Here is a 19,819-nt window from a genome sequence, read left to right as displayed (position 1 = left end):
CCTACCAAAACAGCGGGATCACCGCGCTGACCAGCAGCGACATGCTTAGGTTCAGCGGGATCCCGATGCGCATGAAATCGGTAAATTTATACCCCCCCGGCCCGTAAACCAGCGTGTTGGTCTGATAGCCAATGGGCGTGGCAAAGGCGCAAGAGGCCGCGATCATCACCGCCACCACCAAGGGGCGCGGGTCCATGCCAAGCGCGGTGCTAAGACTGATGGCGATGGGCGTCATGATCACCGCCACGGCATTGTTGCTGACGATCTCGGTCAGGGTCGTGGTCAGCAGGAACACGGACAGAATGATGAAGTAAGGCGGGAGTTCCGCCAGCCCCGGCGCGATATTATCGACGATCAGGGTGATCGCGCCTGAGTTTTGCAGCGCAGCCCCCACGGCCAACATGGCAAAGATCAGCGCCAGCAAACGCCCTTCCACGAAAGAGAAAGCCTCCTCCGCGTCGATACAGCCCGTCACCAGGACCACGGCCACGGCGATCACGGCCAAAGCCAAAATCGGCGCTACGTTGAAGGCCGCCAATGTGACGATCCCTACCAGTGCGGCAATGGCGATCGGCGCATGGCCGCGACGAAAAGCGCGGGCCGAGGGTTGGGTCACGTCGACAAGGTTCATGTCGCTGGCCAACCGCTGAATGTCCTCTGCCGCGCCTTCCAGCAGCAGCGTGTCGCCCACTTTGATGATCAATTGATCAAGCTGCTGGCCGATATTCTGGTTCCGCCGATGCACCGCCAGCGCATAAACCCCGTAGCGCCGCCGTAGCCGCATTGAGCCAAGAGAGCGACCCACCATCCGGCAGCCCGGCGTGATCAGCACCTCAACGGTCGTGGTCTCCACCGCCGAAAGCTGATCAACCCGGCGCAGTTCCTTGTTGTTTTGCAGGCTCAGAAGCTCGGTCATCTGGGTCCGCAGCACGACGCGATCTCCGACCTGAAGCTCAACGCCCTTAAGGTTGCGTCGCAATGAATCGTCGCCGCGCACCACGTCGATCAGCCGCACGCCTTCGCGTTTGAACAGCTGCACATCCAACACTTCACGGCCAATCAAGTTGCTCTCGGGGGGGATCACCGCCTCGGTAAAGAACTTCATCTTGGAGCGGTCAGAGAGCATATTCGCCATGCTGTCGCGCGCGGGCAGCAGCTTGTCTGCGAAGAACAGCATATAGATCAGGCCCCACGCGCAGACCACAAGGCCCACGGGGAGGATCTCGAAAATGCCGAAAGGCTCCATCCCCTGAGACCGCGCCACACCATCAACCAGAAGGTTGGTCGAGGTGCCGATCAGCGTGAGAGAGCCGCCCATGATCGCGGCATAGCTGAGCGGAATCAGCAACTTAGAGGCTTTGGTGTTAAGCGTGCGGGTCAGCTGCACCACCACCGGGATCATCACCACGACGACGGGCGTGTTGTTCATAATCGCGCTGGCCGCCATGACCGACAGGATCACCCCCGCCACTGCGGATTTCGGGTGGGTCTTGGCCGTTCGCTCAGCAAGCCGGGTCAGCACATCCAGCGCGCCCGTCCGCACCAAGGCCCCCATGATGATGAACATGGCCGCGATGGTCCAAGGCGCGGGGTTTGACAGCACTGCTAGCGCATCGTCATAGGGCAAAACGCCGATGGCCAGCAGCAGCGCGGCACCGGCGATGGCGACCACTTCGGTAGGGAAAGCTTCGCGCAAGAAAAGCACGAACATCATGCCGACCACCACAAGGGTGAGTACGGCCGTCTCCATCGGAGAGAAGCTGAAAAATTCCATCAAGAACCTGTCATTCGGGCAAAAGGCCGTTGTCCAGTTACGCCGATTGCGGCCCTCGGTGCAAGCGCGACGCACGGGCCGCGCCTTGCTGATCTTAAGGTGCGCTGGCCTGTAGGGCACCGCCATCGCGCACCGGCACGATCCGTGTGGAACGGCCCGTGCGGTCATCGGTCTCAATATAGACACCCGACAGCGTCGCCTCGCCATTGGCAGGGGTGAAACGTTCGCGCGGCATGCCGGTGATGAAACGGCGCAGCGGCTCGGCCTTATCCATGCCAATCACCGAATGATAATCGCCGCACATGCCCGCATCGCTGAGGTAGGCCGTGCCGCCCGGCAGGATCATCGCATCGGCCGTGGGCACATGGGTATGGGTGCCGACAACAAGGCTCGCCCGCCCGTCGCACCAATGGCCCATGGCCATCTTCTCGCTCGTGGCTTCGCAATGCATATCGACGATGATTGCCTGCGCCATCCCGCCCAGAGGGTGCGTTTTCAGCACCGGCTCCAGCGCTGAAAAGGGATCATCAAAGGGCCGTTTCATAAAGACTTGGCCAAGCGCTTGGGTGACCAAAACCTTCTTGCCATTCTGCGCTGTGAACAGCTTGGCCCCCTTGCCCGGCGCATTCTTGGAAAAGTTCAGCGGTCGGATCACGCGGGGCTCTTGCTCGATAAAGCTGAGCATGTCTTTTTGATCGAAAGCGTGATCGCCAAGGGTCAGACAGTCAGCCCCGGCCTCCAGCAGCGTCTTGGCATGTGCGCCCGAAAGGCCCATGCCGCCGGTCGCATTCTCGCCGTTGACCACAATAAAATCGAGCTTCCAGTCGCGCCGCAGCCGCGCCAGATTTTCGGTGATCGCCCGCCGTCCGGCCCGGCCCATCACATCGCCAAGAAACAAAATCTTCATAACTTATGGACTAGGACGCGCGCGGCTTGGCGGCAACCCTTATTCCACGTGGGCGGGTTAGCGTTGCGGCACTTCGATCACGCCAGCCTCTGTCACGATCAGATCAAGCGGCTCATCGGTTTCCTCAAGTGGAATGTCATCGCATTCCTGCCCTGCAAAGGCGAAACCAATCGCCATCGTGGCCCTCCGCCCGCGCAGCATCGCCAGTGTCCGGTCATAAAACCCGCCGCCATAGCCCAGCCGCGCCCCTGCGCGGTTGAAGGCCAGCAGCGGCACGATCACGATCTCGGGCTCGAAAAAATCGTTATGTTCTGGGATCATCGCGCCGAAGCTGCCCGCGACCATTGGCGTCTCTGGCGTCCAGCGCGAGAAGGAGAGCGGGTGGTCGGGCCACATGATCACCGGCACGCCGACCGGGCCGTGGGCGCAGGCCTCGGCCATGGCCGGGCGGGGGTCAATCTCGGTCCGGATCGGCATGAATCCCGAAAGCGGCACGCCACGGTAGCCTGCCAGCACCTCCGAGAGATACCCCCCCTGCGCGGCATTCGCCTGATCAAACAAGGGTTTGCGGCGGGCAAAGGCGGCCTTGCGGGCCGCTGCCTTTCGCGCCGCAGCGTCGCTCACAGCAGCACCAGCGCCGCAAGCCCGAGGAAGGCGAAAAAGCCGACCACATCCGTTACCGTGGTCACAAAGGCCCCCGAAGCCAGCGCCGGATCAATCCCGAACCGTTCGAGCAGGATCGGAATGCCAGTACCCGCAAGCCCCGCCACGACAAGGTTAATCACCATCGCCGTGGCGATCACATAGCCCAGCGCTGGAGAGCCGAACCACACCACGCCAACGATCCCCATGATCACCGCGAAAATCACCCCGTTGACCAACCCGACGAGAACCTCCCGCCGGATCACCCGCCAGACGTTGGAGCCGGTAAGGTCTTTCGTCGCGATGGCGCGCACCGCGACGGTCAAGCTCTGTGTGCCCGCATTGCCGCCCATCGACGCCACGATCGGCATCAGCACAGCCAGTGCCACGATCTGCGCGATGGCGGCTTCGAATTGTGAGATCACCATCGATGCCGCAATCGCCGTCACAAGGTTCACCGCAAGCCACGGCAGGCGTTGTTTTGTCGTTTCCGTCACACGGTCAGAAAGCGAGCCTTCGCCCACACCCGCCAGACGCAAAATATCTTCTTCGTGTTCTTCATCCAGCACCGCCATGGCGTCGTCGATGGTAATGACACCGATCAGCCGCCCCTCTTCATCGACCACGGGGGCCGAGATCAAGTGGTACTGGTTGAACGCATAGGCCACATCGCCCTCGTCTCGCATTGCCGGGATAATCTGGAACGTTTCCTCAAGAATATCCGCCAGCCGTGTATCGCGGCGCGAGCGCATAAGCTTGCCCAACGTCACATTGCCCACCGGGTGCAGGCGCGGATCGACCATGACGATGTGGTAAAATTGATCTGGAAGGTCTTCTTCCTTGGTGGCGCGCAGATGGTCGATCGCTTGACCCACCGTCCAATGCTCGGGCGCCATCACAACCTCGCGCTGCATCAGACGACCGGCAGAATACTCCGGCCAGTTCAGCGCCTGTTCAACAGCGACCCGGTCAGTCTCCTCCAACGCGTCGAGGATGGTTTCCTGCTGCGCATCTTCCAGATCTTCGATCAGGTCGACCACATCATCGCTGTCAAGCTCGCGCACCGCTTGGGTCAACACCTGCGGCGTCAGGATCGAGATGACTTCTTCGCGAATCGACTCGTCGAGTTCCGACAGGATCTCGCCGTCGAATTCCTGCCCATAAAGCCGGATCAACGCGGCGCGGTCGTCCTCGCCTATCTGCTCCAAAAGGTCAGCGATGTCCGCCGCGTGCAGCGGCTCCATCAACTGGGTCAGATGCGCCTGATCCCCGGCCTCCACGGTTTCAAGGATCGCGGCGACGGCCTTGCGGTCCAGCATATAGGCCTCGGCACTCTCTTCAGAGGCTACCGCCGGATCCAGCTCTTCGATCTGCTCTGACATCCGCTGCTCTCCGTGCCTGTGCCCTTGTTGGAGGCGACAATAGGCGAGCGGCATCAGGGGCACAACGGCACCTACGACGCTTCGGTATTGTTCCCCGTCTCGCCCTCACCTAAACCACTGGCATGACAAATCAACGACTCCTTTTGGGCGCGACGCTCACCTATTCTGGCAACCCGATGCAAAGCGCGTGGGAGGATGCCGTAAAGATCGACACCGAAGGTGGGGTGCTGATCGAAGAGGGCCGCATCACTGCCGTTGGGAATGGCGAACGCTTGCGTGCCGCACATCCGCAGGCCGAGGTGACAGATTATCCCGATGCTCTGATCTGTCCCGGTTTTGTCGACGCCCACGTGCATTACCCACAGACCGCGATCATCGCGTCATGGGGCAAGCGGCTGATCGACTGGCTCAACACCTATACCTTCCCCGAAGAGATGCGCCTATCGGATCCGGCCTATGCGGGTGAGATCGCCGCGCGCTATCTTGACCTGACGCTGGCCCACGGCACCACCACGGTCGCGTCTTACTGCACGATCCACCCCCATAGCGCCGATGCGCTGTTTCAGGCTGCAGCAGAACGCGGGCAACGGATCGTCGCGGGCAAGACCTGCATGGACCGCAACGCCCCTGAGGGTCTGCGCGACACGGTGCAATCGGCCTATGATGACAGCAAAGCGCTGATCGAGCGCTGGCACGGCAAGGGCCGCGCGAGCTATGCAATCACGCCGCGTTTCTCTCCCACCTCGACGCCGGAGCAGCTCTCAGCACTCGGTGCGCTTTGGGCGGAGCATCCGACCTGTCTGATGCAAACCCACCTCAGCGAACAAACTGATGAGATCGAATGGGTCCGCGGACTGTTTCCGCAGGCCCGCGACTATCTTGATACCTATGAGGCCCACGGGCTACTCGGCGAACGCGGGCTCTACGGCCATGCGATTCACCTAGAGCCGCGTGAGATCGACCGGCTGGCCGAGACGGGCGGCGCGCTGGTGCATTGCCCCACCTCCAACACTTTCATCGGTTCTGGGCTGTTTGACATGACCGGTCTTGCCGCGCGGGGCATCCCGCTGGCACTGGCCACAGATACCGGGGGCGGCTCGTCGTTTTCGATGCTGCGCACCATGGCGGCGGCCTATGAGGTCGGCCAGTTGCGCGGCACGCCACTGCACGCGGCGCAGCTGATCTGGCTCGCCACCGCAGGCTCGGCCCGCAGCCTGCATCTGCAAGATGACGTGGGCAGTCTGGCCGCTGGGATGGAGGCGGATATCACCGTGCTTTCACTGGATTCCACCCCCGCGATCGCGCAGCGTCACGAAGCGGCCAAGGATATCTGGGAAAGCCTTTTCGCCACCATCATGATGGGCGATGATCGCGCGATTGCAGATGTTTGGGTTGCGGGTACGCGTCGGGGTGGCACGGCGTAACGCGCCACCCGTGATTGGGCCCTCTCAGCAGGGCGCGCCCAGCACCATGACCCAGACCTCACTATCGGCCCGCACCAGCCCCATCTCTTCGGCGCGGCTGTCGACCATATTGCGGTAATGCCCCGGCGAATTGGTCCAACCGGTCATGACCTCATCCAAGGACTGCTGCCCTTTGGCGATATTCTCAGCGACAAAACACCATTGATAACCCGCCATCGCGGCACGACGGCCTACATCTGTGCCATCGCGGCCTCTGTGGCTGAAATAGTCATGCTCTGCCATATCGGTGGCATGTGTTTGAGCCGCCTGCGCCAAGCGGCCATCATAGATCAACGGTTTTAGCCCCTGCACATCCCGCAACGCATTTACGCGCTCCAACCCCATCGGGTCGGCCCATGCTGGCATCCCTGCCAACATCAGTATCGATAGAAAAAATGGCCTCATTCAGCCAAGCCTTTCGCCAATGCGTTCTGCCGCGCCACCTGTGCGGCCAAGTCAATCGTGGTAATTTGACCATCCCGCACCACTTGACGACCTTCAACGAAAAGGTCACGCACCGTCGTCGGGCCGGCAAGAAGCAGCGCAGCCGGGTCCCAACTGCCCGCACTTTGCACGCCCGAAACATCCCAGATCGCGACATCGGCGCGCTTGCCGGGCATCAGTCGCCCACAATCGGGCCGCCCCAGCACATCTGCCCCACCCCGCGTCGCCAGTTCCAGCGCCGCACGCGGGCTCATCGCATCAGCGCCGCGTGACACACGCTGCAACAGCATCGCTTGCCGCGCCTCGGCTGCCAGATTGCCGCTGTCGTTGCTGGCCGATCCGTCAACACCTAGCCCCAGCGGCACGCCTGCGTCCAGCATCGCCCGCACCGGCGCGATGCCCGACCCAAGGCGGCAATTGGAACAGGGGCAATGCGCCACACCGGTGCGGGTCCGGGCAAAGAGATCAATCTCGGCCCCGTCCAACTGCACACAATGGGCATGCCAAACGTCATCGCCCAGCCAACCAAGGCTTTCGGCATATTCACCGGGGCGGCAGCCGAATTTCTCAAGCGAATAGGCCACATCTTCGGCATTCTCTGCCAGATGGGTGTGCAGCATCACACCTTTGTCGCGGGCCAGCAGCGCCGTGTCGCGCATCAATTCGCGGCTGACGGAGAAGGGAGAGCATGGCGCGAGCCCGACACGGCACATCGACCCTTCGGCAGGGTCATGGAAGGCATCGACCACGCGGATGCAATCCTCCAAAATTGCGGCCTCACGTTCGACCAGCGCATCCGGCGGCAGACCGCCGTCGCTCTCGCCGATGCTCATCGATCCGCGCGTGGGGTGAAACCGTAGGCCCAATTCGGCGGCGGCGTGGATCGTATCCTCCAAACGCACGCCGTTGGGGTAGAGGTAAAGGTGATCCGAACTCAGACTGCAGCCGGAGAGCGCCAGCTCTGCCAGACCAATCTGCGCCGAGACGAACATATGCTCAGGCCCCATACGCGCCCAAATCGGGTAAAGCCGTTGAAGCCAGCCAAAGAGCAGCGCATCCTGTGCGCCCGGCACGGCGCGGGTCATGCTTTGGTACAAATGGTGGTGGGTGTTCACGAGGCCCGGCGTGACGACGCAGCCTTTAGCCTCAACAATCTCACCACTGGTCAGCAAACCCTGCCCGACCTCAGCGATCACCCCGTCGCGCAGCAGCAGGTCCGCGCCCGCAAGCTCCTGTCGGGTATCGTCCATCGTGATAAGAAAATCCGCACCGCGGATGAGCGTCTCGGCCATAGGTCACACTTTTCATTATGCCCGTCTCATGAAAAGTGTGCTGGACCGATGGAAAACGGGCGAGAGAACCGGCCTTTTTCCATTTTATCGCATCGCTGCCGCGTCGGTCAATCCGCGGTGTCCCGACAATTTGATCAATAGGCCGAAAGTATCTCCAACGCCTGTGCGTGAATTTCGGGATTGGCCGCCGCCAGCGCCCTGCCACCTTCATGCACCGGATTGCCCCGCCAATCAGTTACGATACCGCCTGCCGCTTGGATCACCGCGATGGGGGCCTGAATGTCATAGGCGTTCAACCCCGCCTCAATCACCAGATCGACCTGCCCGGCGGCAACCAGCGCATAGGCGTAACAATCCATACCATAGCGGGTCAGCAGCGCCTGCGAGGCAACGGCGCGAAAGGCGCTGGCCTCTTCGGTGCTGCCCACTCCGGGAAATGTGGTGAAGACGATGGCTTGACGCAGATCACGCGGTGCGCGGGTCTTGAGCGTCCGCTGACCGTGCGGGCCGATCATCAGCGCACCGTTCGGCGCCCCTTCAAACCGCTCACCGATATAGGGCTGATCAATGATGCCATAAAACGGCCCCGAGGCATCGGACACCGCAATCAGCACCCCCCAAGTCGGCGTGCCGCTGAGAAATCCGCGTGTGCCGTCAATGGGATCAAGCACCCAAGTCAGCCCTGATGAGCCGGGGTGTGCGCCATATTCTTCGCCTAAAATGGCGTCTGCAGGCCGCTCTGTCGCCAATACGTCGCGCATCGCCCGTTCGGCAGCACGGTCGGCCTCTGTCACGGGGTCAAAGCCTGCGCCGAGCTTGTTGTCAGCCTGAAGATCAATGCTGCGGAAATAGGGCAGGATTACGTGCCGCGCGGCATCCGCCATCAGATGGGCAACGCGGCGAATGTCAGGATCGAAATCAGAGGTGTTCATCATAAGAAAGACCTGACAGCTTGCGCTAGTTTGCGCAAGCCTACCAGTATGTTGAAAGGACTGCCGACGCAGGTTTAGGCGACGTCGTCCAAGCCGCGTTTTTTGGCCATATTTTCAGGCCATGCTTTTAGGCCACGTCACTCAACACGCGGGCCAACTCAAACAACCTGCGTCGCTGATTTTCCGGGATCGCATAGTAAGAGCGCACCAGTTCCATCGCTTCTTTGTCGGCCATCAAATCGGCAGGCAGCCCATCTAATGGCGCGGTGCCCTCCGCTTGGTCGTCCTTTATCCCCTCAAAGAAAAACGACACCGGCACCCCGAGCGCATCCGCGATATCCCACAGCCGCGACGCACTCACGCGGTTCGCGCCCGTCTCGTACTTCTGGATTTGTTGAAACTTTATGCCAACCAGTTCTGCCAGCTTTTGCTGGGTCATTCCGGTCAGCCACCGTCGTTGCCGGATGCGTTTACCGACGTGCACGTCTACTACATGTACCATCTTGCCTATTCCTTATAGGGGCACATGCCACCGTGCCTATCTCGTTTCCAAACAAGAACGAATTGCGCCGTCACCCCGCGCAATACCGCATTGGTTGCGCCAAATGTCTCCCCCCTATCATAGCGGTTGCGTGAAGTTCGGCAAAGAAGTTTTACGTGATGGTAAAAATCTGCCCGGTCTAATCGCAACCTCAGGTGGTGCTTCGCTCCCTTTTCCTATTGCCGGGCATGTAAGAAACCGCCAATTTTTCTTGGCTGTATCGGTTTCCCGCTCGGCAACCACTGGGTGAACGCGAAAAATATCAATCAGTTCCGAGCAGATCCTATAAATGCCACATTTTTGCTTCAAATGGGTTCTGATCACCTGCCGTCCCTGTCGTTCGTCGCGCAGCAAACACAGGTGATTTTCCGCTGATGACGGCATTCTGGGCGGCAGTAAGTAGCACATAGACGCAATATCACCCCCGTTTTCCCCCTCCCCAAGGCTTCCAAGAAACCTACAATTTTCGCCATGGAATCAGGCCGCAAGGCACTTGAAATTTGCGCCGTCAGACCCGATATTTAACCCCAAGAACGTGTCGGCTCGCTTCCGGCACGCAATTTTGCCAATGGGAGTCTCTAAATGGCTGACGTCAATACAATTCGCACTTCTGCCGGGTCGCGCGCTTCTGCGATCGATGCGGGGCTGCGTGCGCATATGAACAAGGTGTATGGCACCATGTCGATTGGCATGCTCATCACCTTCGCTGCGGCTTGGGCTATTTCGGGTCTGTCGGTCACCACCGATCCCTCCGCCGCTGTCGCTCAGCTGAGCCAAGACAAATACCTGACCCAATTGGGTTATGCTCTTTACGCGTCGCCGCTGAAATGGGTGGTGATGTTCGCTCCGCTGGCCTTTGTCTTTGGCTTTAGCGCGATGATCAACAAAATGTCGGCAGCTACGGCACAGGTCGTGTTCTACGCCTTCGCCGCCGTTATGGGCATTTCGATCAGCTCGATCTTCTTAGTCTTCACCGGCTACTCAATCGCGCAGATCTTCCTGATCACGTCGATCGCCTTCGCAGGCCTGTCGCTTTGGGGCTACACCACCAAGAAAGACATCTCCGGTTGGGGCAGCTTCCTCATCATGGGTGTGATTGGCCTGGTCGTGGCGTCCATCGTGAACATTTTCCTCGCGTCTTCGGCGCTGATGTTCGCCATTTCCGCAATCGGTGTGCTGATCTTCGCGGGTCTGACCGCCTATGACACACAGCGCATCAAGACCGAATATCTGGCCCATGCGCAGCACGGCGACACAGAATGGCTGGGCAAAGCCGCCATCATGGGCGCGCTGAACCTCTATCTGAACTTCATCAACATGTTCATGATGTTGCTGTCGCTTTTCGGTAACCGCGAATAAGCGTTTTAAATTTGATGAGAATGGGCCGGTTCCGAAAGGGGCCGGCCCTTTTCTTTGGTGTGGTTACGTATTCAAGACTGACGTGTTAACCAATTGCACCAAAGAGATGGCCAACCCCGGCTGTGACCGCCATAGCCAAACCGCCCCAGAAAACAACGCGCCGGATCGCTGGCCATTTGGGCGCGCCGCCCAGGTGGGCCCCTCCCGCCCCCAACATCACAAGCGCCAGCATCGCCACCAGCGCGACAGACAGTCCGCGCACGCCCGAAGGCCCCAAAAGCGCCGCGAGCAATGGCAGCCCGCCGCCAAGCGCAAAGGCCACCGCCGATGCGCCCGCCGCTTGCAACGGATCGGCCTGCCCGGCAAGGCCGAACATCCCCAACTCCTCGCGCGCATGGGCGCCAAGCGCGTCATGGTCGGTCATCTGCGCCGCCACTTCCAGCGCGAGGTCACTCTCAACGCCGCGGTTCTCTAACCCTTCGGCCAATTCGCTAAGCTCGTAATCTGGGTCTTCGATCAGAGCCACGCGCTCGCGCTCCAGATCAGCCAGTTCAACATCGGCCTGTGCGGAGACGGAAACATATTCCCCCGCCGCCATCGACAGCGCCCCGGCGGTGAGCCCCGCAAGCCCCGTTAGCAGCACATTCCCATGCGCCATCCCCGCGGCACTCACCCCCACCAGCAAACTGGCGGAAGAGACAATACCATCGTTGGCCCCCAAAACGGCGGCGCGCAGCCAATTGCTGCGGTTGATGTAGTGACCTTCTCTGGGCATCTAGGCCGCCTTACGTCTATTGCGGCTGGTACACCAGAACATGTGCCGGGAAGATGACGGGGCGGTCACCGCCGACGCCAGTGAAGCCGACGCTGCCGGTGGGCTCTGCCCGGTTCAGCGGGGCGCAGGCCCCCAGCGTCAGCAACAAGATCGCGACAGTCAATTTGGCAGGCATGGCGGTTCCCCGGCAGTTGGTGTTCAGGTATCCCCCGTTCCGTCTTGCAGCGCAAGGCGAAGGGGAGCGCGTCAGAATTTGATCGGCTGCATCACCTGCGGCTCCACCACATCGACGCCGGGCAGGCCATCGACCAACACCTGCGCCGATTGCTCTAGCGCATCGAACGTGCGGTAGTGGCAGGGAATAACCGTCTTGAAGTTAAAATAGCGTTTCGCGGCATAGGCTGCCTGCGCCATATCCATGGTGAAATGCCCGCCTGCAGACAGAATGCCGATGTCGGGTTTGTGGTAATCGCCCATCCAATCCATATCCGCCATAATCGCCGTGTCACCGGAGTGGTAGATCGTATGGCCCTCGCCCGCGATCATGAACCCCGTCTCCATGCCCGTGTAGATCAGCCCGTTGTCGCCTTCGACTGAGGAAGAATGCGACGCAGGCACCATGGTTATCGCCACATTGCCCGCGCGGATCGTGCCGCCTTTGTTAAAGCCGGTGGTGTTCTCAACCCCCTGCCCGTCGAGCCAGCCCATAAGCTCGACCATTCCGGCCACCGGGGCATTGGTGCGTTTGGCGACATCGGCGATATCTTGGGTGTGGTCGAAATGGCCGTGGGTGACAAGGATCTGCGTGGCGCCCTCGATGGCCTTTTCGTGATGCGCCGCGTCGAGCATCGGGTTGCCGGTGAGCCAAGGGTCGATCAGCACAACTTGATCTTCGATTTCAATGCGGAATGAGCCGTGGCCAAGCCAGATGATGTTCATGGAAGTCTCCTGAGTGATGTGGGCTTTAGGTCAGATTTGACGCGAAGAGGCGCGGAATCAAGTAAACGTCTCCGCACTGAACCCGTCCGGAATCAAGCGCGCATGCCCGCAGGGCAGCGCCAGAGCGGCCCAACGGGCTGGCGCTTTTGCAACCCGCGCGCCGTCCTGCCACTGCGCACTAACACAGCAACCATAAACTGCCCCATTGCCCAGCGATCAAGCGCCATCTCCCGGTCAGGCACTGACCGGCTCCGTTCCGAACCTCTCAAACCCTTGCGAGGCCCGCCCCCAAACGGTAGAGGAGCCTCAAAGAGATGGAGATGTTCATGTCGATCGACGAAAACACCGCTGCACGGGTGGCAAAACTGGCCCGGATCAAGGTTGAACCCGACGCGCTTCCGGCGCTGGCGGAGGAATTCAACAACATCCTCGGCTTTATCGAACAGCTGTCCGAAGTGGACGTTGAGGGCGTAGAACCGATGACCTCCGTGACCCCGCAGCGCCTGAAGCGGCGCGAGGACGTGGTCAGCGATGGCGACCAGCAGGACGCGGTCCTCAAGAATGCGCCCGATGCCCGTGAAGGGTTCTTTGCCGTGCCGAAGGTGGTGGAATGATGAGCGACGATCTGAACAAACTGAGCCTTGCCGACGCCCGTGATGCCCTGCGCAAGGGTGAAACGACATCCGCCGCGCTGACCGAAGCCTGCCTTAAGGCTATCGACGGCGCAGGCGCGCTCAACGCCTTCGTCCACCGCACACCCGAGATCGCGATGGAACAGGCCGCTGCTGCCGACGCCCGCATCAAACAAGGCGACGCGCCCGCCATGTGCGGCCTGCCCATCGGCATCAAGGATCTGTTCTGCACCAAAGGCGTGCCAAGCCAAGCGGGCAGCCGCATCCTTGAAGGGTTCCTGCCCGAATATGAGAGCACCGTCAGCCAAAAGCTGAAAGACAGCGGCGCTGTGATGCTGGGCAAGCTCAACATGGACGAGTTTGCCATGGGGTCCTCCAATGAGACTTCCGTCTACGGCAATGCAGTGAACCCGTGGCGCCGCGAGGGCGACACAGCCGAACTGACACCGGGCGGCTCTTCGGGCGGCTCTGCCGCTGCCGTGGCGGCTGATTTGTGCCTTGCCGCGACCGGCACCGACACTGGCGGCTCGATCCGCCAGCCTGCGGCCTTCACCGGCACTGTGGGGATCAAGCCGACCTATGGCCGTTGCTCACGCTGGGGCATCGTCGCCTTCGCCTCCTCACTCGACCAAGCCGGGCCAATGACTAAGACCGTGCGCGACGCGGCGATCATGTTGGAGGCCATGTGTGGTCATGACGCCAAGGACAGCACCAGTGCCGACTTGGCCGTGCCAGACTTTGAGGCGGCCCTCACTGGCGATATCCGTGGCAAGAAAATCGGCATCCCGCGCGAATACCGCATGGATGGCATGCCCGAGGAGATCGACAAGCTCTGGCAGAACGGCATTGCCATGATGAAGGACGCAGGGGCCGAGATCGTCGACATCTCGTTGCCGCACACGAAATACGCCCTGCCCGCCTATTACGTCATCGCCCCTGCCGAGGCGTCCTCGAACCTCGCGCGCTATGATGGTGTGCGCTTTGGCCACCGCGCCAAACTCGACCACGGCGACGGCATCACCGAGATGTACGAAAAAACCCGCGCCGAAGGTTTCGGTCATGAAGTGCAGCGCCGCGTGATGGTCGGCACCTATGTGCTCTCCGCTGGCTTCTATGACGCCTATTACAACCGCGCCCGCAAGGTGCGCACGCTGATCAAGAAAGACTTCGAAGAGGTCTTCGCCCAAGGCATCGACAGCATCCTGACCCCGGCCACGCCCTCGGCGGCCTTTGGTCTGGGTGAGATGAAGGATGCCGATCCGGTGGCGATGTACCTCAACGACATTTTCACCGTCACGGTGAACCTTGCCGGTTTGCCGGGTGTCGCCCTGCCAACAGGGCAAAGCGCCACAGGCTTGCCGCTGGGGCTGCAGCTGATCGGGCGTCCGTGGGAAGAGGCCGAACTGCTGTCCTCCGCCTATGCACTGGAGCGGGCGGCTGGCTTTGTAGCCAAACCTGAAAAATGGTGGTAAGCCCACGGGCGTTATTTAACAGGCAAGAGCGGGTCAGATGATCACACGGACACTTCTAGCACTGACGGCGGGCGGTCTTTTGGCAGCCTGCCAACCTGCGATCCCCGATTCCGGGAGCATCAACAGCGGGCGCGGCGTCGGCTTTGGCGATGGCACCTTTGAGGCCGAACAGCGCGCACGTGACGCCGCACTGGCCAATGACAGCATCGACAGCGCCATTGCGGCTACAACGCCTGCCCCGGCGGATGGCTCGGCGGAGGCCACAGCAGCTGAAACCGCCCGCGTTCTGGCCGCCACCCGTCCGGGCGGCGCTAGCACCGCTGGCGCTGCCACGATCAACGCCAGCCCATCGAACCCGCCCCCTACGGCGGTCAACGCCGTCGGCATCTCGAACGAGAACAACTTTGACGCGGTTTCCGGCCAGCGCAGCATTCAAGATGACGCCGCGCGCGTTGCCTCTAACCGTGCGCAATATGAAGTGATCCAGCCCGAAGCTCTACCTGAACGTACAGCCAGCGGTCCGAACATTGTGGCCTATGCCCTGCAGAGCAATCAGCCTGTGGGCCAGCAGATCTATAGCCGGATCGGCTTCAACAAAGCCCGCAAGTTCGAACGGGCCTGTTCGCAGTACAGCCATGCCGACCAAGCCCAGATCGCTTTCCTTGCTGCGGGCGGCCCTGAGAAGGACCGTGAAGGCATGGACCCAGACGGCGATGGCTTTGCCTGTGACTGGGATCCGACCCCCTTCCGCCGGGCTGCACAGGGCTGATAGATGTCCGCCGCGCTTGACGTGACGGTGCACCCTTCGCCCAACTGCGGCCCGCGACGCGGCGGGCTGCGCCCCCGGCTTATCATTCTGCATTACACAGCCATGACCAGCGCCCAAGCGGCGCTGGAGCGGCTTTGCGATCCTTCCGCCGAGGTTTCCGCTCACTACCTGATTTCAGGTCGCGGAGAGATCATTCAGATGGTCGAAGAAGACCAACGCGCGTGGCATGCAGGCCAAGGTGAATGGGCAGGGTTGGACGATATCAACTCGCGTTCCATCGGCATTGAGTTGGACAACCGTGGCGATCATCCATTTTCTGAGCCGCAGATGCAGGCGCTCGAAGCCCTGCTTCCCGAAATCATGGCCCGCCACGACATCGCGCCCGAGGGCGTGATCGGCCATTCCTGCCTGGCTCCGGGCCGCAAGGTTGACCCCGGACCCCGATTCGATTGGGCACGGCTGGCCCGGCGTGGCCGCGCGCAGCCTGCGGGTACTGGCCCGCTGCCCGTAAGCGTTACTGCCGAAACCTTTCGCGCTGCCGCGCAAGTGGTCGGTTTCACCGCGCCTTGCGACGATGACACGCTCCTGAGCGCCGTGCGGATGCGGTTCAGGCCGTGGGGCTGTGGCCCTCTCACCCCCGCAGACCTTGCCGCCCTTCCCGCGCCCATTGACGCGCCGCGCGGCGGGGTCTAGGGCGGTCAGGCGCGGAAGGCTGGATGGCCGCTTCGGTGCTTGCAAAAGCACCGGGGAGGAAAGTCCGGACTCCAAGAAGGAACGGTGCCGGGTAACGCCCGGGCGGGGCAACCCGACGGAAAGCGCCACAGAAAAGAAACCGCCCCTTGGTCCGGCTTGCCGGAACAGCCAAGGGGTAAGGGTGAAACGGTGGGGTAAGAGCCCACCGCGGGGCTGGCAACAGCTCTGGCACGGCAAGCCCCACCGGGAGCAATGCCAAATAGGGACCGCGCGCCGATGATCTTCGGGTCAAAGGCGGGGCTCTTCTGCCCCAGCAGGTCCGGGTTGGCAGCTGTAGCTGCATCGGCAACGGTGCAGTCAGAGGAATGGTCATCGCCTGTCTTCGGACAGGTACAAAATCCGGCTTATAGGCCTTCCGCGCATATTCCTGCTCTTTCAGGTCCGAAAGACAGGTTTTTCGACGAAACCGGCGTCTTTCAGCGTTGGAGCGGGCAAATAGCGGTTGACTCGGGCGCGGGTCTGACTAGAACCCGAAATTCAGGATTCACGCACGCCCGCGGGGGCGGTGCAGCAGGAGAAGACACATGGCGAAGCCAACCACGATCAAGATCCGTCTGAACTCGTCCGCGGGCACAGGCCATTTCTACGTTACAAAGAAAAACGCACGCACCATGACCGAGAAAATGGTCATCAAGAAATACGACCCCGTTGCGCGCAAGCACGTGGAATACAAAGAAGGCAAGATCAAGTAAGATCGCCTGACTTGAACGGTTTGAAAGGCCACGCGGTTTGCGCGTGGCCTTTTGCATTGGGGAAGGCATTTCGCGGCTTCCCAACCCGGTAAGTCGTTACTGGGTCGCCCATTGGCCAGACCGCGCCACAAGCGCATAGCGCAGGCATCCGCGCGGTCCGTCAAAATGCAATCGCCCCTCTCGATGCCTGCCGGCCTCGTCACTTTCCCGCGCCACTTCAAAAGTAGCGCAGACCTCAATAGCATCCGCCGTCCGCGTTACCTCATAGGCAGCATCGGTCAGCGGGTCGCGTAACGCGTGCTCAGCGTCACGACACGCGCGAGAAAAGGCCGCCTGCTCTCCAGCCTCACAGATGGTCGCATCAGCGATTCGCCGCAGATCTGCGCGGCGCGTTTGGTCGCGCGCTTCGGCACGGGCATGACCCGGCCCGCCGACCACGGCGAACCCAGCGATCAATGCCGCTAGAACCACGCCAAGCACGCTCCAGAAAAAGAGGCGGCTCATCCGGCCTGCCCCCGCCGCCCATCGTAGCGGTAATAGCCAAAGATGCCCCCGGCGATTCCCGCGACCACCAGTGCTTTCAGCGCAAACTGCAGTGTGAAATCACCGCTTAGGAACGCATAGATCACCGCCACCAAATCGCCGAGCAGCACCGCCGCGGCAAACAGCAGGGTCACATAGGTCATCCAATTGCGAATGGCCGAGCGCGATAGCGCCGGATCGGCGGCCAGCCGCCTGCGCTCGCGGGTGGCAAGCCAAAGGTACAGCGGCGGGGTCACGATCAGCACCGCCATAGCCCAGCGAATGCGGTAGGTCGCGCTGCCGGTCGCAGGCTCTATAAAATGGTCGATGAGCGCATGAAGCAGCCCAACCAGATACCCCGCGCCAAAGAGCAGCGCACCGAACATCAGCGCATAGATAAAGAAATCCCGTGCCGTCACGATCGGCTGCGGGCGCGGCACCGGCGGGGCAAAAGGCACTTCCGCCCAACCTGCCAAAGCGTCACTGACTTCTTGCGCCGACCAGCCCGCCTGCCCCAGCACCGCGGCGATCTCGACCCGGCTTTTGCCCGCACTTAGTGCGTCGCGCACGAACTGCGCCAACTCTTTATTGCCCGCCATGGGTTATCCCCTTCTTTTGGCTTGGAAAAACTTTATCAGCAGATCTTCGGCCTCGCGTCCGGCTATGCCATCAAAGACCTGCGGCACATGATGGCACTGGGGATGCGAGAACACCCGCGCGCCTTGTGCCACGCCACCTGATTTGGGGTCTGCCGCGCCATAGAACAAGCGCTCAACCCGCGCGGCAGCAATGGCACCGGCGCACATCGCGCAGGGCTCTAGCGTGACGTACAACGCATGTCCGATCAGCCGTTCCGAGCCGACCGCGGCGCAGGCCGCCCGCAGGGCCAGCATCTCTGCATGGGCGGTGGGATCGTTTCGGGCACGGGTCTCATTGCCCGCTGCGGCAACGATCTGACCAGCGGGCGACACGACAACTGCCCCCACCGGCACTTCGCCGCGTGTGGCGGCCGCGCGGGCCTCAGCCAGCGCCTGACCCATATACGAGCGAAACTCCATTCTGCCACTTGGCCGCAAACGCCACCCTTTCGCAAGCCCGTGAAACAGGGTAAGCGCAGTGTATGAACGCAAAAACGCCCCCCTCCGGCCCCGGCCCGCAAAATACCGATACCGACGCCAGCACGTCTAAGGGCGACCGCATCGCCAAGGTGCTATCGCGCGCCGGTGTCGCGTCGCGCCGCGAAGCTGAGCGGATGATCGAAGCGGGCCGCGTGCGCGTGAATGGAGAGCAGATCGACTCACCTGCGCTCAACGTCACGCCCGAGGACAAGATCACCGTCGACAACACCCCCGTCGGCGCGCCCGAGCCGCCGCGCATGTGGCTTTATCACAAGCCCGCCGGGCTGGTGACCACCGCACGTGATGAGAAGGGGCGCGAGACGATATTTGACGACCTCCCCGAAGACATGCCGCGCGTGATGACCATCGGCAGGCTCGACCTCAACTCAGAAGGGCTGCTGCTGCTGACAAACGACGGCGGCGTGAAACGTAAGCTTGAACTGCCTAGCACCGGCTGGCTGCGCCGCTACCGCGCGCGGGTGAATGGCCGCCCCACAGACGAAATGCTTGAGCCACTGCGCCGCGGCATCACCGTGGAGGGCGAGAATTTCCTGCCGATGGACGTGACGCTGGATCGCCAGCAAGGCGCGAATGCGTGGCTGACCATCGGTCTACGCGAAGGTCGCAACCGCGAGATTCGCCGCGCGATGGAGGCCGTGGGCCTGACCGTCAACCGGCTGATCCGCACGTCCTATGGCCCGTTCCAGTTGGGCGAACTGAAAACGGGCGAAGTCGAAGAGCTGCGCCGCAAGATCGTGCGCGATCAGCTGGGGTTGGAGTTGGAAGACCCAACCGGCACCGCCGTCAAAAAACCCACCGCCGTCCGCCGTCCACCGCGGCGCAAGCCCGGTGGTTTTGGCGGCGCGGGCCAGCCTGGCATGCCGGTCCAACGGGGCGAAGACGATGAACCGCCCCCCCGCCGCGGGGGGGGCAAAGCCAAAAACGCGCCACGTGGCAAGGCGGCAGCGGGTAGAACCGCAGATAAACCGGGCGCACGCCCCGGCAGCCGTACGGGTGGCAAACCAGCCGGAAAGCCCGGCAGCCGAGGCCCAAAGCCCCGCCGCTGAGCAGGCCCGCCCCAAGCTGCGTCGCCCGCTTTTGGAACGCTGCTGAGCCGCGCGCGTTGAATAAAGAACGGCAGGCAAGATCAGCGCGAAACCGCTGTCAGAAAAGGGCAATATGGCGCGAATATTGATGTTTTTGGTGGCCTTGGCTGCGCTGTTGGTTATCATCCTCGGCGTGGCCTCACTGATGGGGCGCGCTGCAGACACCGCCGGCACGGCATTGCGTCCCATCTGGGGCAGCAAAAGGGGAAATTTGATGGCGCCGACACCCTTTCAAAAGATCGCCTATGGGGCATTGCTGGTTGTGCTGCTCGGCGTGACCAGCGGATTTCTTGGGGGGCTCTGAT

Annotated in this window: 23 protein-coding genes and 1 other RNA gene; 10 read left to right on the top strand and 14 right to left on the bottom strand. The window is 61.7% G+C overall.

Annotated features, from left to right (window positions below; translation table 11 throughout):
* Position 1: 1 nt before the first annotated feature.
* From DSM14862_RS04505 to mgtE, 4 genes are all read right to left on the bottom strand, one after another.
* Complete coding sequence (locus DSM14862_RS04505) at positions 2-1,774, bottom strand: SLC13 family permease (RefSeq protein WP_007119238.1); 1,773 nt, start codon at positions 1,772-1,774, stop codon at positions 2-4.
* 94 nt (positions 1,775-1,868) lie between these two features.
* Entirely contained in the window at positions 1,869-2,681 is an 813-nt protein-coding gene (locus DSM14862_RS04500) for a TIGR00282 family metallophosphoesterase (protein WP_007119237.1), read from the bottom strand.
* A gap of 57 nt (positions 2,682-2,738) precedes the next feature.
* On the bottom strand, positions 2,739-3,305 hold the full coding sequence (locus DSM14862_RS04495) for a 5-formyltetrahydrofolate cyclo-ligase (RefSeq protein ID WP_007119236.1): 567 nt from the start codon (positions 3,303-3,305) through the stop codon (positions 2,739-2,741).
* Positions 3,302-4,705: a magnesium transporter gene (gene mgtE / locus DSM14862_RS04490; protein ID WP_007119235.1), complete on the bottom strand. Its 1,404-nt coding sequence runs from the start codon at positions 4,703-4,705 to the stop codon at positions 3,302-3,304. The genes DSM14862_RS04495 and mgtE overlap by 4 nt, the downstream gene beginning before the upstream one ends.
* Positions 4,706-4,827: 122 nt before the next feature.
* Between mgtE and guaD the strand changes: the two genes are divergently transcribed.
* Positions 4,828-6,129 (top strand): guanine deaminase, encoded by a 1,302-nt coding sequence (gene guaD / locus DSM14862_RS04485; protein WP_040700960.1) that lies wholly within the window; start codon positions 4,828-4,830, stop codon positions 6,127-6,129.
* Between the two features lie 24 nt (positions 6,130-6,153).
* Here guaD and DSM14862_RS04480 read toward each other — a convergent pair whose 3' ends face one another.
* The 4 genes from DSM14862_RS04480 to DSM14862_RS04465 form a co-directional block, all read right to left on the bottom strand.
* On the bottom strand, positions 6,154-6,573 hold the full coding sequence (locus tag DSM14862_RS04480; protein ID WP_007119233.1) for a CAP domain-containing protein: 420 nt from the start codon (positions 6,571-6,573) through the stop codon (positions 6,154-6,156).
* Positions 6,570-7,904 (bottom strand): 8-oxoguanine deaminase, encoded by a 1,335-nt coding sequence (locus DSM14862_RS04475; protein ID WP_007119232.1) that lies wholly within the window; start codon positions 7,902-7,904, stop codon positions 6,570-6,572. The genes DSM14862_RS04480 and DSM14862_RS04475 overlap by 4 nt, the downstream gene beginning before the upstream one ends.
* Positions 7,905-8,038: 134 nt before the next feature.
* Complete coding sequence (hisN, locus tag DSM14862_RS04470; RefSeq protein ID WP_007119231.1) at positions 8,039-8,839, bottom strand: histidinol-phosphatase; 801 nt, start codon at positions 8,837-8,839, stop codon at positions 8,039-8,041.
* A 124-nt stretch (positions 8,840-8,963) separates the two neighbouring features.
* Positions 8,964-9,338 carry a helix-turn-helix domain-containing protein gene (locus tag DSM14862_RS04465; RefSeq protein ID WP_040700958.1) on the bottom strand — a complete coding sequence of 125 codons (375 nt, stop codon included), beginning with the start codon at positions 9,336-9,338 and terminating at the stop codon, positions 8,964-8,966.
* A 621-nt stretch (positions 9,339-9,959) separates the two neighbouring features.
* On the opposite strand from DSM14862_RS04465, the gene DSM14862_RS04460 reads away from it, so the two are divergent.
* Positions 9,960-10,736 carry a Bax inhibitor-1/YccA family protein gene (locus DSM14862_RS04460; protein WP_007119229.1) on the top strand — a complete coding sequence of 259 codons (777 nt, stop codon included), beginning with the start codon at positions 9,960-9,962 and terminating at the stop codon, positions 10,734-10,736.
* Between the two features lie 85 nt (positions 10,737-10,821).
* Here the strand turns inward: DSM14862_RS04460 and DSM14862_RS04455 are convergent, their stop codons facing one another.
* The 3 genes from DSM14862_RS04455 to DSM14862_RS04445 form a co-directional block, all read right to left on the bottom strand.
* The gene (locus DSM14862_RS04455; protein ID WP_007119228.1) at positions 10,822-11,511 is read right to left on the bottom strand and encodes a VIT1/CCC1 transporter family protein; all 690 of its coding nucleotides are present in this window, start codon (positions 11,509-11,511) and stop codon (positions 10,822-10,824) included.
* A 16-nt stretch (positions 11,512-11,527) separates the two neighbouring features.
* Positions 11,528-11,686, bottom strand: coding sequence for a hypothetical protein (locus DSM14862_RS04450; RefSeq protein ID WP_007119227.1), 159 nt, complete (start codon positions 11,684-11,686; stop codon positions 11,528-11,530).
* A gap of 71 nt (positions 11,687-11,757) precedes the next feature.
* On the bottom strand, positions 11,758-12,450 hold the full coding sequence (locus DSM14862_RS04445; protein ID WP_007119226.1) for a metal-dependent hydrolase: 693 nt from the start codon (positions 12,448-12,450) through the stop codon (positions 11,758-11,760).
* Positions 12,451-12,776: 326 nt separating this feature from the next.
* On the opposite strand from DSM14862_RS04445, the gene gatC reads away from it, so the two are divergent.
* The 6 genes from gatC to rpmG all read left to right on the top strand — a co-directional run bounded on the left by gatC (position 12,777) and on the right by rpmG (position 16,768).
* Entirely contained in the window at positions 12,777-13,064 is a 288-nt protein-coding gene (gene gatC, locus DSM14862_RS04440) for an Asp-tRNA(Asn)/Glu-tRNA(Gln) amidotransferase subunit GatC (protein ID WP_007119225.1), read from the top strand.
* Positions 13,064-14,554, top strand: a complete 1,491-nt coding sequence (gene gatA, locus DSM14862_RS04435; RefSeq protein WP_007119224.1) for an Asp-tRNA(Asn)/Glu-tRNA(Gln) amidotransferase subunit GatA — start codon at positions 13,064-13,066, stop codon at positions 14,552-14,554. The genes gatC and gatA overlap by 1 nt, the downstream gene beginning before the upstream one ends.
* 37 nt (positions 14,555-14,591) lie before the next feature.
* Positions 14,592-15,323: a hypothetical protein gene (locus DSM14862_RS04430; protein ID WP_007119223.1), complete on the top strand. Its 732-nt coding sequence runs from the start codon at positions 14,592-14,594 to the stop codon at positions 15,321-15,323.
* A 3-nt stretch (positions 15,324-15,326) separates the two neighbouring features.
* Positions 15,327-16,016 (top strand): N-acetylmuramoyl-L-alanine amidase, encoded by a 690-nt coding sequence (locus DSM14862_RS04425; protein WP_007119222.1) that lies wholly within the window; start codon positions 15,327-15,329, stop codon positions 16,014-16,016.
* An 11-nt stretch (positions 16,017-16,027) separates the two neighbouring features.
* An RNA gene (rnpB, locus tag DSM14862_RS04420) (RNase P RNA component class A) lies at positions 16,028-16,439 on the top strand.
* A gap of 161 nt (positions 16,440-16,600) precedes the next feature.
* The gene (rpmG, locus tag DSM14862_RS04415; RefSeq protein WP_007119221.1) at positions 16,601-16,768 is read left to right on the top strand and encodes a 50S ribosomal protein L33; all 168 of its coding nucleotides are present in this window, start codon (positions 16,601-16,603) and stop codon (positions 16,766-16,768) included.
* 96 nt (positions 16,769-16,864) lie between these two features.
* Here rpmG and DSM14862_RS04410 read toward each other — a convergent pair whose 3' ends face one another.
* From DSM14862_RS04410 to DSM14862_RS04400, 3 genes are read right to left on the bottom strand one after another with little or no spacing between them, the layout of a single operon-like run.
* Positions 16,865-17,272: a hypothetical protein gene (locus tag DSM14862_RS04410; protein ID WP_007119220.1), complete on the bottom strand. Its 408-nt coding sequence runs from the start codon at positions 17,270-17,272 to the stop codon at positions 16,865-16,867.
* A complete protein-coding gene (locus DSM14862_RS04405; RefSeq protein WP_007119219.1) occupies positions 17,269-17,889 on the bottom strand; it encodes a DUF5671 domain-containing protein in 621 nt (206 codons plus the stop codon). The genes DSM14862_RS04410 and DSM14862_RS04405 overlap by 4 nt, the downstream gene beginning before the upstream one ends.
* A gap of 3 nt (positions 17,890-17,892) precedes the next feature.
* Complete coding sequence (locus DSM14862_RS04400) at positions 17,893-18,348, bottom strand: nucleoside deaminase (protein ID WP_040700955.1); 456 nt, start codon at positions 18,346-18,348, stop codon at positions 17,893-17,895.
* Between the two features lie 62 nt (positions 18,349-18,410).
* Between DSM14862_RS04400 and DSM14862_RS04395 the strand changes: the two genes are divergently transcribed.
* Together DSM14862_RS04395 and DSM14862_RS04390 are read left to right on the top strand one after the other, a co-directional pair.
* Positions 18,411-19,475, top strand: coding sequence for a pseudouridine synthase (locus DSM14862_RS04395; RefSeq protein ID WP_007119217.1), 1,065 nt, complete (start codon positions 18,411-18,413; stop codon positions 19,473-19,475).
* 112 nt (positions 19,476-19,587) lie between these two features.
* On the top strand, positions 19,588-19,818 hold the full coding sequence (locus tag DSM14862_RS04390; RefSeq protein WP_040700953.1) for a hypothetical protein: 231 nt from the start codon (positions 19,588-19,590) through the stop codon (positions 19,816-19,818).
* Position 19,819: the final 1 nt, after the last annotated feature.

Source organism: Sulfitobacter indolifex, assembly GCF_022788655.1.
GTDB classification, from domain to species: domain Bacteria; phylum Pseudomonadota; class Alphaproteobacteria; order Rhodobacterales; family Rhodobacteraceae; genus Sulfitobacter; species Sulfitobacter indolifex.
The sequence above is the reverse complement of the archived record's forward strand: the minus strand, read 5'-3'. Positions and strand labels throughout refer to the sequence as shown.